Origin of the sequence: Streptomyces sp. NPDC050535 (assembly GCF_044457665.1) — a bacterium.
Taxonomy (GTDB): Bacteria; Actinomycetota; Actinomycetes; order Streptomycetales; family Streptomycetaceae; genus Streptomyces.
In genome coordinates this window covers 56,973-72,448 of record NZ_JBITHE010000011.1, presented here as the reverse complement: position 1 = coordinate 72,448, position 15,476 = coordinate 56,973, and the positions used below count along the sequence as shown (strand labels likewise).

Sequence of the window (15,476 nt, the reverse complement as noted above, 5' to 3'; positions counted from 1 at the left end):
TTCCAGCCTGTTTCTCTGGAGCAGTCGCCAGGCGCCGACGAGCCCAGCCGGGCCTCGGCGCCGACACATTCCCCGCCGCGTTCCGCGTGGTTCCGGCATGTGTACGCCGACTCCTTGTCCCCGAAGAAAAAGGTTCTCCGTGTCCGTCTCCGTCATCCGTCGCATCGCTTCTCCGAAGAAGGCCCTCACCGCCGCCGCCCTGGCCGCCGCCACGACCGGCATGGTGCTGACCGCCGCTCCGGCCCAGGCTGCGACCTCCTCGGCCTCCTCCGCCAAGACGATCGCGCACAAGATGATCCCGAGCGCCGCGCAGTACAACGCGTTCAGCAAGATCGTCGAGCACGAGAGCGGCTGGGACGTCGACGCCACCAACTCCTCCTCCGGCGCCTACGGCCTGGTCCAGGCCCTGCCCGGCTCGAAGATGTCCTCCGCGGGCTCCGACTGGAAGACCAGCGCCAAGACCCAGATCGAGTGGGGCCTCGACTACATGAACGACCGCTACGGCAGCCCGGTCGGCGCCTGGAACTTCTGGCAGGCCAACGGCTGGTACTGAGCCGGCCCGGCACGCACCACCGCGTACTGACGCGCACCCCCGAAAGCGGCGGTCCCGGATACCGGGCCCGCCGCTTCGGCGTTCCCCCTCCACCGCGGAAACCCGCTCGACCCGGCCGCCTCGCTGAGGAGACCCTTCGGGCATGGAGTTCCTCTGCTACCACCGCGACCGGCCCGGTTCCGGGTCGCTGCGCGACGAGCTGCTGCAAGAGCACTGGTCCTACATGGACCGATACGCCAAGGAGCTGATCGCCCGCGGCCCGACGCTCACCGACGACGGTGACACCGCCACCGGCAGTGTGCACATCGTCGACCTGCCCGGCCCCGCCGCCGCACGCGCGTTCGCCTTCGACGAGCCGAACTACCAGGCCGGCGTCTACCGGGACGTGCTCGTGCGTCGCTGGTCCAACACGCTGAGCCGCACCATGTGGGACTTCCCCGGCGGCCGGACCGGCGGCAACCGGTATCTGGTGATCGGCCTCGGCGCCGGTGAGCCCGCCGACCTCACCCCGCCGCCGGACCAGGACGGCCTGATCGCCTACGGGCCCCTGCTGTCCGACGACGGCACCGGCTGGCTGGGCACGGCCGCGCTGGTCCGGGCGCGGGACCCGGACACGGCACGCGGCCTCCTGACCTCCGACCGTTACGCCGCCGTCGAGGTGCACAACTGGCAGTTCGGCGGCCGACGGTGACGCCCCTAGGGCCTGTCTGACAATTCCCGTCGTCGCCCGGAGGGCGGCCTCGCGGCGTCAGGTGCGTGCTCTGGGGGTCCCCCCGGCCGGAGGCTGGGGGAGTGCCGGGCGTGGACCCTCGTACTGGATGTACTTGGGTCTGCGCCCGGTGCGGCGAGAGTGCGTGCATGGCGTCGCGGGGCGGACGGGAATTGTCAGACAGGCCCTAGGCCGCCGGAGATCGCCTTGCCGGGCGATCTGCGGTCCACTGGACCGGTGAAGACCGAGCCGCAGACGCCTGAGCCCCCTGACCCCGAGGCCCGCGGCCTGCCGCTGGTCCCCGTACTGCTCGCGCTGACGGTGGTCAGCGGGCTCATCGACGCGGTGAGCTACCTCGGGCTCCACCACGTCTTCACGGCCAACATGACCGGCAACGTGGTCGTGCTCGGCTTCGCCGCCGCCGGGGCGCCGGGCTTCTCGGTGTCGCACACGGCGGCGTCGCTGGGCTGCTTCCTGGCGGGGGCGGTGATCGGCGGGCGCGTGGCGGGACGGCTCGGCGGCGGTTCGCGCCGGACCTGGACCCGGTTGACGCTCGCCGCCGAGGCGGTGCTGGTGGGCGCGGCGTCGGCGGTGGCCTTCGCGGCCCCGGACGCGACCGGCACGACGTACGCGGTCATCGTCCTCACCGCCGTCGCGATGGGCCTGCGCAACGCGACCGTACGCAAGCTGGGCGTCGCCGACCTGACGACCACCGTCCTGACGATGACCCTGACCGGCATCGCCTCCGACTCCCGCCTGGCCGGCGGCGAGGGCGTCCGCTCCTTCCGCCGCTCAGCCGCGGTCGTCGCGATGCTCGCTGGCGCGCTGCTCGGCGCCTGGCTGGTCCTCCACCACGGACTGGGCATCCCTCTGCTGATCGCGGCGGCGGTGACGGGGGTGCTGGCGGTGACGGCCTCGGGGCGGGAGTAAGAGGAGGGCGCCGCGTCAGGCCGCCGTACCGATGAGCTCGTCCGCGACCCACCGTGCGACCTCGGCCGGGTACGGCGCCGACAGCCCGAGGACGATGTGCCGGAAGCCCGCGTCGACCGCCTCGCCGATCGCCCTCCGGGTGGTGTCGGGCCGGTCGTAGGAGACCGACAGGTGGATCGAGCGGGTGATCGCGGCGGGGTCGCGGCCGATCTCGGCGCAGTAGCGGTCCAGCAGGGCGCTGCGGCTGATGACGTCGTCGATGTCGCCGCCGGGGATGTTCCACAGGTCGGCGTGCTCGGCGACCACGCGCAGCGTCGCGGCGGCACGCCCGCCGATGAGGATCGGCGGGTGGGGACGCTGGACGGGCTTCGGGCTGCCGAAGGCCCCGGTGAGCCGGTGGTGGGTGCCGTCGAAGTCGAACGGCTTCTCCTCGGTCCACAGCCGCCGGATCACCGTGCAGGCCTCGGCGAGGCTCTCCACGGCCTGCGCGGTGTCCAGGAAGGGCAGGCCGTGTGCCGCGTACTCGCGCCGGGCCTGCGGAGGATGGGGGCGCGAGCCGACGCCGATGCCGAAGTCGAGCCGCCCTTCGGAGACGATGTCGACGGTCGTGGCCATCTTGGCCAGCAGCGCGGGCGGCCGGAACCGGTTGCTGGTCACCAGCAGGCCGAGCCGTAGTCGCCGGGTCTGGGCGGCGAGGGCCGAGAGCAGCGTCCAGCCCTCGTAGGCGGGCCCGTCCGGGTCGCCGCCGATCGGCATCAGGTGATCGAAGAGCCAGGCGTGCTCGATCTCCGGGATCCCGTCGGCCTTGCGCCAGACGCGCAGGATGTCGTGGTAGCCGACCTGCATGGGAGCGGTCATGATCCCGAAACTGGGCCGGGGTGTGTGCGGCATGGAAATGCTGGTCCTTTCGACTCCGGGGGCGCCGGCTGGGGCGCGCGGCCGGGGTTCAGGCGGAAATCCGAGGGCTCGGGAGCCACGGGGGCTGTGCCCCTGTCGGGGTCCCGCTCTGACATCATGGGCAAACGGAACCCTGTTCCGGAAGATACGGAACACGGTTCCGTTTGGCAAGCCCCGGGTGCGGACACAGCCGGGGCGGCGAAGGGAGCGGCGCGGTGAACGCCAGTGACGAGGGCGCGGGGCAGGTCGACCGGTCCAAGCGGGCGGACGCCCGGCGCAACAAGGAGACCCTGCTCGACGCGGCCGCCGCCGCCTTCGTCGCGTCAGGCGTGGAGGCGCCGGTGCGCGACATCGCGGCGCGGGCGGGTGTCGGCCTCGGCACGATCTACCGCCACTTCCCGACCCGGGCGGACCTGATCATCGCCGTCTACCGGCACCAGGTCGAAGCCTGCGCCGAGGCGGGCCCCGCCCTGCTGGCGACCACCGCGACCCCGCACGCCGCCCTCGCTCGGTGGATCGACCTCTTCGTCGACTTCCTGGTCACCAAACACGGCTTGGCCGCGGTGCTCCAGTCCGACAACACCGGCTTCGAAACCCTGCACAGCTACTTCCTGGACCGCCTCGTCCCGGTCTGCGCCCAACTACTGGACGCCGCCACGGAGTCCGGCGAGATCCAGCCGGGCATCGAGGCCTACGAACTCATGCGCGGCGTCGGCAACCTCTGCATCGGCGCGGAGACCGACCCGGCCTACGACGCCCGCCGACTGGTCGGAATCCTCGTCGCCGGTCTACGCGGACCCCTTGGCTGACGGGCCCGGCCGTCACACTCCCAGCTTGTCGAGCAGCCGGAAGAACAACCCCTCCGCGAAGTCCGCGTCCTCCTGGGCGAAGACCTCGACGAGTCCCGGCAGATCAGGCGTACGACCCGCCGTCCTCGCCCAGTCGGCCGCCGCGCGCGCAGCAGCCTCCGCCGACGGGAACTCGGCGTCGAAGTCCTCGTCGTCGTCCTCGCAGTAGGCCTCGGTCGCCTCCCGTACAAGACAGGCGTTCCAGTGCCCGCCGACCACCGAATAGCCCTCCACATGGACCGCGTCGCTGTCCAGCACGAAGCCGGTCAGGGCCGGCGCCCCCGTCTCCTCGACCAGTTCGGCGAGCAGTGCGGGAGCGTCGTCCGCGAGCTCGGGGCCCGGGTACTGGCCGACCTGCCAGCCGTCGGCCCGCCGCCAGTGCTCCTCGATACCGTCGTGACGCTCGACGACGGCCGACAGCTCGTCGAGCGGGGTCCCACTCCGGCACACGACGAACGAACCCCAGAAACCCATGCCTCCTCGTCCCCTCCTACGCGCCGGCCGCACGCCGGGCGAGCCGCTCGCGCGCCCAGGCGACGATTGGCGGGAAGACCTCGTCCGTCTCGGCCTTGTCCAGCAGAGTCGCCACATCCACGACCGGGTCGTCGTCGATACGCAGCATGATCTCGCTGACGATCGCGCTCTTGAGCCGCAGGAGACCGGCGTTCGGGTTGATACGCGTCTCCGCCAGCAGAGTCCCGCGGTCCAGCAGGGGCACCACCCGCGGGAGGGCAACCTCCCTGAGAACGCGGGCCAGTTCACGCCCGCACGCGTCACGCGTGTCCGGCTCGGCGAAGGCCCACCGGGACCTGAAGGGCATCTCCGAGTCCGGCTCGTGAGCGGCCTCCGGCGGCGGAATGACCTCGTACTTCGCGAGCGCACCGCTGCTGTCGGGTGTCGGCGGAGTGTCGTACTCCCGGTTCAGGAACGCCCATTGCGGCAGCGGCACGACCGAGAAGAACACGTCGAAGACGAACTTCTCCGGATCGACGGCCTCCGGCCAGACCTGCATGAACAGGTGATCGCCGTTCGGGGCGGCCAGCCGAAAGGTCCGCCCCTTCTTGGCGAAACCGGCTGCCTTCATCACGGGAACCACGTGCTCCCGGACGAGGGTGTCCAGTGGGTTCATGTCCGCTGTCCGCCTTCCTGCTCACGCCGCCAGTTCGAAGAGCGTAGCGGCGACCCCCACGGTGATCGCCCCGCCCACCGCCTCGGGAGCGATGAAGGGCAGCCCGACCAACACGACCGGCACCAGCAGCGGCCACTGGTTCACCCCGTCCGTCGACTGCGGGACGATGCCCAGACCCGGCTGGTCGACGGTCCCGGGATAGGGCCCGGGACCCGGACCCGGTGTGGGCTGCGGTGTGGGCTGCTGCTGGGTCTGCTGCTGGACCACTGCCGTCGGGCTGGAACTCAGAACGCGCTTGAACTTCTTGTCGTTCGGCTTGCCGTAGATGATGGCGCCCGGTTCCGGGCCGATGACCTTGTCACCGTTGACGGCAACAGGGTAGGGGCCTCCGATGGTCCATCCCAGTACCGCCTTGTCACCGTTCGCGCGCATCTTGCCCACGTACCAGTTCGCTTCCGGAACGGCCTTCCCTGCCACCCCCGCCGACTTCACCTCCCAGACGTAGTACACGTCGTGGTTGGGGTCGTAGCCGACAATGTCCGGCAGCCCGGGATTGCACGGCCCCGCGGGATTCTTCATGCACTTCTTGCTCGCGCCCTTGACCTGCATCTTCGTGTCGATCGTGAAGTTCTTGATGCCCAGCTTCTTGACCTGCATCTTGATGATCACGATAGCGGCGTCCCGCGCCTGGTTGTGCCGCGTGGTCCTGTTGCCGCCGACCGCCGCCGGTACCGGCGGCGTGCTGCCAATGCCGTCGCCGTCGTGACTCGACCCGTCGTAGCTGTCGGACTCCGGATCGTTCTCCGGCTTGTACGTGCCGTACGTGCCGTTGCTGCCCGAGCAGTAGTGGGGGTAGCAGGACTCGAGGCCGGTGGGGTCGGACTGGGTGACCGGGTTGCTGTTGGCGTAGGTGTACCCGTTGAGGGACTGGTTCTGGTTGGTGCTGAGGACAGGGTCGACGCTGACGAAGCGGCCGATGGCAGCGTCGTACTCACGGGCGCCGACGTGGGTCAGGCCCGTGCTCGCGTCCTTGGTCTTGCCCAGGAAGCCCTTGTCGTCGGCCCAGGTGCCGGTGCCGCCCGAACGCGCGGCGCCGAACGGTGTGGTGTAGCGCTTGGTGACGGCCTGCGTGGTCGCCTCGACCGCCAGCGCGGAGGTGCCGTGCCGGTCGGCGGCGAGCCAGGTCAGGGTGTTGGCGCCGGACTTGTTGCTGCGCAGCGCGATGGTGGCGTCGCCCGCGGTGTAGTAGCGCTGGGCCCAGTACTTCGCGGTCGCGGTCGCGGTGTCGAGGTGGACCTCGGTGGCGCCGAGGTAGAGAACGGTCTCCCCGGCGGCGTTGCGCTTGATGAGGAGGTTGCCGTCGGTGTCGTAGACGTAGCCGGTGGTGCTGCTGCCCTCGACCAGTTTGCCGAGGTCGCCTTCCTCGTTCCACACCAGCGACTGGGACGCGGTGCCGTCGGGGCGGGTGGTGGTGTTGCCTGTGGCGTCGTAGGCGTACGCCGCGGTGACGCCGGTGCAGGAGGCCGCCGTGGTGACGGCGGTCAGGGTGTGGACCTGGGTGGCGCCGTAGCAGTACGTCTTCTTGGTGTCTCCCGCGGTGGCGTGGGTGGTCTCGGTGGCCCTCATACCGGAGTCCTGGTACGTGTACGAGGTCCAGTAGGGGCTCGCCCCGCCGAGGTTCGCGGTGGTGCGGCCGGTGGCCGAGCAGTCGGCGGTCTTCGGGGTCCACGCGTCGGTGAGGCGCCGGTAGCCGTCGTAGGCGAAGCACTGGTTGTCCGCCGCCGAGGTGCCGCCGAGGGTGGTGGGGTCGCTGATGGCGGTGACGTTGCCGGCGTCGTCGTAGGAGTAGTTGAGTTCCTGGAGCTCGTAGCCGTGGGTCTGGTCGGTGACCACGGACTGCTTGAGGAGTCCGGTGCCCTCCTCGTAGCCGTTGGTGACGTACGCCTTCTTGGTGCCGGTGGCCAGTGACGTGCCCAGGGTGAGCTGTTCGGTCTGGCCGAGCGCCGAATAGCCGGCGGCCAGCAGGTATCCGCTGGTGCCGGACACGGCGGTGGGCAGCCCGACGGCGTTGTAGTCGGTTTCGATCTGCTCAGCGGCGAGACCGCCGGCGGCGGGTTCCTTGGTGTAGTCCCGGGTGCCGTCGATGTTGTAGGCCGACGAGAAGTCCAGTTTGTCGGACGGAAGAGCGCCGGAGGTCACCAGTGCGTCGCTCGCGGGCAGTTGGAGCTGGGACCCGGTGGCGCGGTACAGGCTGTCGTAGGCGGTGACCTTCTTGGTGTACGCCGTGCCGGTGCTGCCGCTGCCGCCCGCGTAGCGGACGGCGGTGTCGAGTTGCCCCTTGGCCAGGGTGTCGTAGGTGTAGGCGGTGAGCTGGTTGGCGGCGACCTGCTCCTCGGTGGTGGACGTCAGGTCGGCCGTGGACGGGGCGCTCCAGGTGCCGGAGACCCGGCCGAGTGTGTCGTACGCGGAGATGATGACGCGTCCGGCCGCGTCCTTGATCCAGGAGACCTCGTCGAGGGCGGTGTAGCCGGTGGTGGTCTTCCCCTTGTCCGGATCGGTCGAGGTGACCTTGCGGCCGTAGAGGTCGTAGCCGTAGGACCAGACGGAGCGGTCGGGCCCGGTGACCGTGGACTCCTTGCCGTCCGCCGAGTGGGTGAACGACGTCGACGTGTAGGTGGCTCCGGTGCCGGCGCCGTAGCCGGTGTCCGCCGGGGACGTGCCGGCGTACTCGCGCCGCTCGGTGGTGCGCCCCAGCGCGTCGGTGATCACACGGGTCGCCGAGCCGCCGGCCAGGGCGGAGGTGGCGATGGAGTCGCCGGTGTAACTGGTCGTCGTGGTCCAGCGCTTGACGCCGTAGATGTAGAGCGTGCTGCTGGTGGCCCGTTCCGCTCCGTCGTAGACGGTCGCGGTCTGCTGGGCGGCCTCCCCGTACTCGGCACGGGTGTAGGTGCCGTTCGGTGTCTTGTCCTGGTCGAAGATCTGGGCGTACGTCTCGTAGGCCAGGCCTCGGCTGTCGTAGCGGGTGTCGGTCAGCAGCCGGCCGCCGAGCGGGGTCGGTGACTGGGTCTGCAGGGGACGCAACAGCGCGTCGTAGACGCTGTAGGTGGTGTTGTAGGTGTTGCCGTCGGCCTTGAGGGTCGACGTGGACGTCCAGGAGGGGGCGTTGTCGGTGACCGAGTACGCGTACGTGTAGTTCGCCGCCTGGCTGCCCGAGTGGGAGCGGTTGGGCAGCCAGACCGCGGTGACCCGGCCCAGCGCGTCGTACGCCGTCTCCGTCAGCCTGGTGTTGACGTCGTAGGCCTGGGTCGTGGAGGCGCGCGCCGGGTCCAGGTAGGTGTACCTCTTCTGGGTCTTGGGGTTGGTGGTGACGACTCGGGTCAGCGGGCCCGCGTCGGCCGGGGTGTAGGCCGTGCTGGTGGTGTTGTTCGCGGAGTCGGTGACGGACAGTGGGCGGCCGAGTCTGGTCGTCGCCGTGTCGTAGGTCGTCTTGGTGAGCGTCTGCCAGGAACTGGGGTGGCGTTCGCCGCCGGTCGCCGCGGCCGGGTAGGCCGAGGCTCGGCCCTTCCAGGTGGCGAGGCCCAGGGTCGGCGTCTGGGTGGCGCTCCACGCCGTGGTCGAGGCGTTGTCGTAGACCGTCGCAGTGTCGGAGAGCACGTCTCCCCGGGTGGCGGAGTTCGCCGGCAGGGACAGCGACGTCTCGACCACCGAGCAGGCCCGGGCGACGACTCTGGTACGGGAGACCAGGGCCGTCAGTCCGAGACTCGCGTTGCGGGCGTACCAGGTGCGGGAGCAGGTCTCGTCACCTGACTTGGCGGTGTCGCCCGCGTCGTCGACGGTGGCGGCCATGCCCTGGTCGTCGTAGGTCGTGGTGCTGGTGCGGGAGCGCCAGCTCGACGACGCGGTCAGGTAGGTGTGGGTGTACGACTTGCCGACGCGGACGAAGTACGCCTCGGTGTCCGCGTACGACTTGTGCTGCGTAGCGGTCTTCTTCGACCAGGGATCACTGACCGTGACGCTCACCGGGGTCGAGGCGTCGTAGGTGATCTTCTCGCGCAGGACACCGGCATAGGTGTCGCTGTCGGTCTGGTCGGCGACGTCGAGGCCGCCGACGTCCACTCCGGCGACGGTGGCCGAGCGGCGGGCGTCCGGGTCCAGGGTGCCGTCCGCCTTGAGCAGCCGGTCGCCGTTCATGCCCTGGAGGTAGACCGAGACGGTCTTGGTCTGGTTGCCGCCCACGCCCTTGGTGGCCGTCACCTTGCCGTAGCCGCGCCAGCTGGACCAGGTGCGCTCGGCGGCGGGGGTGAAGGGGTTGTCGTTGTAGTGCCAGGCGGGAGCGGAGTAGGAGTAGGCGCTCTCCACGGCGTCGTTGCCGCCGGTGGGGTCGGAGGTGCTGACCGCGAGGACCCGGTACTTGTGGAACCAGTCGATCGAGGCGTTCTCGGCACCGTTGATGTTCCAGAACTGCGGGTAGCAAGATTTGGTGTTCGCGTCGGCGGCGCTCGGCATGTTCGAGCCGCGCACGCATTCCGGCTCGGAGAAGGTGACGCGGGTGATCGCGCCCGTCTCGGAGGTGACGCTCTCGATCCGGGGACGGCGCAGCGGCAGGATGTCGTCGGTGGCGTCGACGCGGTTCTTGCGCATCTGGTAGGTGAACGTCACCGGGGGCAGCGCGATGTCGGTGCCGTTCCTGCCGGTGTGCCGGATGCTCTTCAGCGTCAGCGTCTGGTCACTGGTGTCCCCGATGTCACCGCCGTCCAGGTACTCCTGGGTGAACGCCCACGAGTCGACCGCGGTGAAGGCGCTCGAGGCCGCCGACCAGGCGAAGGTGTCGACCTGGGTGAGCCGCTTGCGGGTGAAGAAGAACGGACCCCGCGCGTCGCAGTCCGCGTCCTTCTTGCAGATCGAGTCGGCGGGGACGTCGGGCCAGTTCTCGGAGGTGGCGTCCGTCAGCTCCGAGCAGTCGGCGGCGGTGCAGCGCTCGGCGTAGGTGAAGGTGACCTTGTCGGAGGTGACCCCGGTGAACAGGGTGTCCGCGCGCTGACCGTAGAGGATCTTGTCGAGATGGCCGCCACGGTCGTACTCGGTGGTGGCGGTGGTTCCGCCGTTCTTGCCGTAGTAGTTGGTCTCCGGCGTGTACCAGTACGACATGGCGTTGCCGTTGAGGTCCTCGGCGTAGTCGAGGTTCCATCGCCAGGCCTGGGTGGTTGAGCGGCCGGCGAAGGCGGTGCCCTGGTCGTAGCCGGGTTCGCCGGAGTCGTCGCCGTAGACAGGGACCGTCCACACCGACTCGGTGCGCTCGGTGCCGGCGCCGGGCAGCTTGTTCAGGCCGAATACGTACTTGGTGCCGTCGCCGGTGACGACGGTCCAGTACTCGCCGTCGCCGTCGCCGTTGTCGGCGCCGGTGGAGTGGGTGACGGTGGAGGCGTCGTCGGCCTTCAGCCGCCACACCCCGGTGGTGTCGTCCTTGACCAGTTCGGTGGACTTGCCGTTGAGGACCAGGGAGGCGTTGTCGTACTTCCAGCACTGGTCGGACTTGCCGTCCTGGCCGTCCTCGTCACAGGAGCCGTAGGAACGCTCGACGTAGGACGCGGACGACAGGTCGAAGCCCTCGCCGACCTGGGTGGACTGGTTGTTGGTGGAGGCGGTGCGGCCGTCGATGCCGCCGGAGTCGTACGACAGTGACAGGTCGGGCTGGGGGCCGACCGCCGCGGACGGGGTGTCCAGCGGGTACGACCAGCCGAAGGAGCCGGACGAACCGCCCGCCTCCCAGGTGGAGGACGAGGTCAGCGGGCTCGCCGAGTAGTCGCCGGAGCCGGACGCGGCCGCTTCGGAGGTGGCTGCCAGGGCCAGGACGGTGGCCGAGGAGGCGGTGGAGAGGGCGACGTCGGCCGAGAGTGACTGCCCGGCGATGTCGTTGTCGGAGGCCAGGGGCGTCCCGGTTCGGCAGGCGGCCTTGTCCGGTGTGGTCAGGGCGCAGGCCGGCAGGGCCACGAGACCGAGTCGGCCGGACCAGCCGCCGCCGTACGCGGAGGCGAACGCCGAGTAGTCCAGCGCCAGGCGGGCCCGGCCCGGCCGCTGGGCCGTCGCGGTGAGCAGAACGCCCTTGATTCCGGCGGCTGTTGTCGTCTTCCGGTCCAGTACCCGGATCGTCGTTTCGCCGGTGGCCACGTTCCCCACCCGACCCCGGGCGACGGTGACGGGCAGGCCGCCCGCGTCGGCGTTCGCACGGCCCGACCGGGTGCCGGGGATGGCGACCGTGGCCCGGCCGGACGCCGGCCAGACCGCGTCCTGCTCGGCCGCGGCCCGGTCGGCCTGGGCGTTGTTCTCCTTCTTCGACGCGGCGACGTCGGCACGGGCCTGCCGCGCGCCCAGTTCGGTGACCGCGCGGACATCGCTGTCCCGCTGCTCCGGCACCTCCGGCCGGCCCAGCCCGCCGGGTGCCTCCGCTGTCACCGCCTGCGCGGTCGGCAACGCGCCCGTGGTCAGCGCGAGCGCCAGCACCACCACGACACCCGCGCGTCTGCCGTGCAGCCAACGAGCCACTCTCGTACCGGTGTTCACGACAAACCCCCGTCAGAAACGGCCGCGAGGACACCGGCGACCACGGAATGGAAAGAGAGGAGAAGCAGTGGGTGCGCGTGCGCCGTCAGCCGCCGGTCATCGTGTCCACCTGGGTGCCGTCCGCCGCCGCGCCGACCCAGATACGGAGGTCCGAGATCCGTCCGGGCAGGTAGTGGCCCCAGGCACCGCCCACATACGCCTTACCGGCCGCGAGGTCTCCGGAGCCGATCACGGCGGTGTACGGGGTGTCCGTGTCGTTCTGCGTCGAGTCCAGATAGAGAGCGACTGTGCCGGCCTGCGCGTCGTACACGCCGGTCAGCCTCACTCGGCTGCCGACCACCGCCGCCTCGTCGGAGTCCGCGGCGGTGAAGGTGCCGTCGGCCGCGAGGCGGCCGAACCGCCAGAAGCCGACGGGGACTTCGTAGGGGTTGTCGTCGTCGTCGAACCGGGTCTCGGTGCCGGTCTGCTCGTACCAGAGGCCCCAGGCCGAGCCGTCCGCGGTGCGCTGGCCCAGCACCTGGCCGATATAACCGGTGCCTTTCGCGTTCAGCGCCGCCTGGTCGAGTTCGACCTCGGTGGTGACGGTGAAGGAGCCGGAGTCGTCGACGACCGGGCCGGCGACCGTGGCCGCGTCGTCCGTGCCGTCCAGGACGATCGCCTCACCGTCCAGCGACGCGCCCCCGGACAGCGTCAACGAGCGCCCGTAGCCGGAGACGGTGTCGGCCAGTGCGGTGCCGCTCGCGCCCTCCGGGTTCCAGGCGGTGACGAGTTCGGTGGCCGTGGCGGTCCCGGCGCTGTCGAGCAGCTTGGCCTCGGTGGCGATCTCGGCGGGCCCCAGCGCCTGTTGGAAGACTGCGACCTCGTCCACGCGGCCCCGCCAGTACTGTTCGTACGTGCCCGCCACATAGCTGGCCCGGCCGAACTGAAGTGCCCCGTCCGGGGTCTGCTTCTCGCCGCCCGCGGGCACGGCCACCGGGCTGCCCTGGGGCCGGCCGTTGACGAACAGTTGGATGGTCTTGGCCTCGGAGTCGTAGACACCCGCGAGCTGGGTCCAGGTCTTCAGCGGTACGCCTTCCACCGCGGCGTTCTGGGCGACGAAGCGGCGGGTTCCGGCGCTGTCGGTCCAGCTGTAGCGGAACACCCAGCGCTTGACGCCCGCCGAGTAGTAGAGGGAGAAGCCCGAGCTGTCGCTGCCGGTCTGCGACAGGACGGTCCGGTAGACGCTGCTCTCGGTGAGGTAGGCCCAGGCGGAGACGGTGTACGAGGACTGGGTGTTGACGACCGCGCCGGAGGTCGCTGCGTAGCCGGTCTGCCGGGTGGTGTCGGATGTGTCGTTCAGCCACAGCGAGCGGTCGCCGTCGCCGCGACGGGCCAGGTTGGACCAGCCGGAGCCGGTGGTGTAGAGGGTGGCGGGGTGACGGGTTCCGTCGGCCGTGGCGGAGTCCGCCGCGGTGACGCCGGTGATGCTGTCGTCGAAGTGCCAGCGTCCGGTGGCCCCTTGGCCCTCCTGGACGTTGAACCGCACGCTGGTGATGGCGCCCCAGCGTCCGCTGCCCACGTTGTCCAGTGCCCGCACCTGGAGGACCTGCGTACCGGCCAGTTCCGGTGGGATCTCCCTGGTGACCGGCGTCCCGGTGATCGTGGCCGACCAGGAGGTGGACGAGGACAGCTTGTAGCGGTAGCCGACCACCGTGTTCGTGTCACCGGCAGCCGGCGCGAACGTGAACTTGCCCTTCACTCCCGGACCGCCCGCCGCGGCGCAGTCGTTCGCCGTGCACACCGTGTACGGCCCCACGAGGGTGACTGCCGGCGCCTTGGGTGCGGTCGTGTCGACCTTGAAATAGCACCAGCCCTTGGTCGTCACCGTGCTGTGGGATTCCAGATAGCCGGCACCGCCGTTGTAGTAGGAGCGGGAGAACACCGCCATCCGGTACGTTCCACCGTCCGCCAGCGTGATGGGCGAACTGACCGACACCTTCTGGTTGTCGTTCACATAACCGGGGCTGACCGGCCGCACCGGCTCGGTCACCAGGTCCCACGCGGTGCCGTTCTTCTTCTGCACATAGAAGTGGGTGCGCAGGTTCGCGCCGCTCTCACCGCCGGCCAGGGTCTGCGCCACCGCGGTGAGCGTGGGCGTCGGATCCGAGAGCACATCCGGATCGTTCGCGTCCGTCTCGCACGAGGAGACCTCGCCGGACAGTACGCCCGGACTGGTCGGCGGAGCCGGCACGCCCACGTAGGTCACGTCCAGCACCGCGTCGTCGTCGAACCGCTTCCAGCCGTTGGGGTCCGACTCGTTGTAGGCCTTCAGCATCAGGGTGAGCCGCGAGAAGCTGCCGGCCGCGAAGGCCTTCACCGTGCTGGTCAGGTTCTCGTAGCTCTGCGCCGGGTCGTCGTTGAACTCGATCGGCGCGTCCGGCTGGTCCGGGTCGCACGCCGTCCCGCGGCCCGCCGACACCGTACGGTCGCCCATGACGTCCCAGCCGCTGGTCGGTCCCGGCCACCGCGTCGCCGAGGAGATGTTCGGCGTCCGGACGAGCTGCACTGTGGTGTGCTCGCACGACATCGACCAGCGCTCGGTCACCCGGAACGTGGCGTCCAGCACCCGCTTGCCGCGCAGCGCGGTCGGCGCGAACTCGAAGTACATCCGCTGCTTGTAACCCGACCCGCAGTAATAGCCGTAGCCGCCGCTGACGTACGTCCCGCAGTAGCCGATGCCCTCGCCGTCGTCACCGCCGGAGAAGTTGTAGAAGGTGTCGCCGTCCGACGAGAGCAGCGTCCGCTCCGACTCGCTCCACGACACGTCCGGGTCGATGTAGAGCGGGTAGACGGTGTCCTCGCCGGTCAGCAGCCCCGCGTCGGGCACCACCGTGATCGAGTCGGCGTCCGCCGTCACCGGCAGCACCGCGGAGGCGTCACCGTCACCGGGCCCCGCCGTCGGGTCCGGGGCGGACTCGCCGTCACCGTCCTGGACCGGCTCCCCGTCGGCCGCCGCCAGTGACATCGTCGACACCCCGGCCGCCGCCGAGCCGGCAGCGGAGTCCCCCGCGGAATCCCACTGCCGCGCGGCCGGCGTACGGAACACCGCGTTGCCGTTCTCGTCCACGGCGTCCAGACCGCCGCCGGTCCCGTCCCGCAGGGTCAGGCCCTCGGTCTCCACCGGGAAGTCCAGCCGCGTCAGATCCTCGTGCGCCGCCGCCTCGGGTGTCTTGACGACGAGCACCTCGCGGTAGCCCTCGACGGTCGCGGTCAGCCGCAGATCCACACCCGGAAGTACGTCGGCGTACACCGCCGAGGCACCCTCCAGGGTCGGTTCGGGCAGCGCGCCCGGCCAGCCGACCGTCAGCGACCTGTGGCCGTCCGCGACAGCGACGAGATCCTCGCCCTCTCCCCCGCCGGAGAAGGACACGTCCGTCACCGCCGCCCGCGGGCCGACCGTGCCGTCCACGCGACGCTCCAGCGTCGCGTCCGGCGTCACCCACGATCCGTCCGCACGCTGCACACGCACCGGCACGGCCGACTGGCTCAGCGAGAAGGTGACGCCGTCCGGATTCGCGTACGTCGTCGTGTATTCGGTGCGTTCTCCCGTGATCTCCACGCGCTCGCCGGTTTCGGCCGCCTTCGCGGCAGCCTTTGCACCCTCGGAGAGGCTTTGCCGGGTGTCGCCGGAGAGCGGACTGGCCTGTGCCGCCTCGGCGATCGCCGTGACACCGGCTGCCGGAATCCCGACCAGCACGGCCATCGAGGTGACGAGAGCCGCGAGACCGCGCAACTTGCCTCTTCGCACGCCGACATGACGATACGTCGCATCTGACAGCACAACAGCCCCCGTAGCCACACGGCCTTCAC

The 15,476-nt window shown here is 70.4% G+C and carries 9 protein-coding genes; 4 read left to right on the top strand and 5 right to left on the bottom strand.

Annotated elements, in window-relative coordinates:
• The first annotated feature begins 139 nt into the window (after nt 1-139).
• The 3 genes from ACIBLC_RS24190 (at nt 140) to ACIBLC_RS24180 (ending at nt 2,192) form a co-directional block, all read left to right on the top strand.
• Nucleotides 140-553 (top strand): transglycosylase SLT domain-containing protein, encoded by a 414-nt coding sequence (locus tag ACIBLC_RS24190; RefSeq protein ID WP_399213247.1) that lies wholly within the window; start codon nt 140-142, stop codon nt 551-553.
• Between the two features lie 142 nt (nt 554-695).
• The gene (locus ACIBLC_RS24185) at nt 696-1,244 is read left to right on the top strand and encodes a YciI family protein (protein WP_399213246.1); all 549 of its coding nucleotides are present in this window, start codon (nt 696-698) and stop codon (nt 1,242-1,244) included.
• Between the two features lie 255 nt (nt 1,245-1,499).
• Nucleotides 1,500-2,192, top strand: coding sequence for a YoaK family protein (locus tag ACIBLC_RS24180; protein ID WP_399213245.1), 693 nt, complete (start codon nt 1,500-1,502; stop codon nt 2,190-2,192).
• A 15-nt stretch (nt 2,193-2,207) separates the two neighbouring features.
• On the opposite strand, the gene ACIBLC_RS24175 is transcribed toward ACIBLC_RS24180, so the two are convergent.
• Nucleotides 2,208-3,083, bottom strand: coding sequence for an LLM class flavin-dependent oxidoreductase (locus ACIBLC_RS24175; RefSeq protein WP_399213244.1), 876 nt, complete (start codon nt 3,081-3,083; stop codon nt 2,208-2,210).
• Nucleotides 3,084-3,304: 221 nt separating this feature from the next.
• Here ACIBLC_RS24175 and ACIBLC_RS24170 point away from each other — a divergent pair, with 221 nt between their 5' ends.
• The gene (locus ACIBLC_RS24170; protein ID WP_399213243.1) at nt 3,305-3,898 is read left to right on the top strand and encodes a TetR/AcrR family transcriptional regulator; all 594 of its coding nucleotides are present in this window, start codon (nt 3,305-3,307) and stop codon (nt 3,896-3,898) included.
• A gap of 12 nt (nt 3,899-3,910) precedes the next feature.
• On the opposite strand, the gene ACIBLC_RS24165 is transcribed toward ACIBLC_RS24170, so the two are convergent.
• The 4 genes from ACIBLC_RS24165 to ACIBLC_RS24150 all read right to left on the bottom strand — a co-directional run bounded on the left by ACIBLC_RS24165 (nt 3,911) and on the right by ACIBLC_RS24150 (nt 15,414).
• The gene (locus ACIBLC_RS24165) at nt 3,911-4,411 is read right to left on the bottom strand and encodes a hypothetical protein (RefSeq protein WP_399213242.1); all 501 of its coding nucleotides are present in this window, start codon (nt 4,409-4,411) and stop codon (nt 3,911-3,913) included.
• 16 nt (nt 4,412-4,427) lie between these two features.
• Nucleotides 4,428-5,066: a hypothetical protein gene (locus tag ACIBLC_RS24160; RefSeq protein ID WP_399213241.1), complete on the bottom strand. Its 639-nt coding sequence runs from the start codon at nt 5,064-5,066 to the stop codon at nt 4,428-4,430.
• A 21-nt stretch (nt 5,067-5,087) separates the two neighbouring features.
• The gene (locus ACIBLC_RS24155; RefSeq protein WP_399213240.1) at nt 5,088-11,627 is read right to left on the bottom strand and encodes an RHS repeat domain-containing protein; all 6,540 of its coding nucleotides are present in this window, start codon (nt 11,625-11,627) and stop codon (nt 5,088-5,090) included.
• Nucleotides 11,628-11,712: 85 nt separating this feature from the next.
• Nucleotides 11,713-15,414, bottom strand: a complete 3,702-nt coding sequence (locus ACIBLC_RS24150) for a LamG-like jellyroll fold domain-containing protein (protein WP_399213239.1) — start codon at nt 15,412-15,414, stop codon at nt 11,713-11,715.
• Nucleotides 15,415-15,476: the final 62 nt, after the last annotated feature.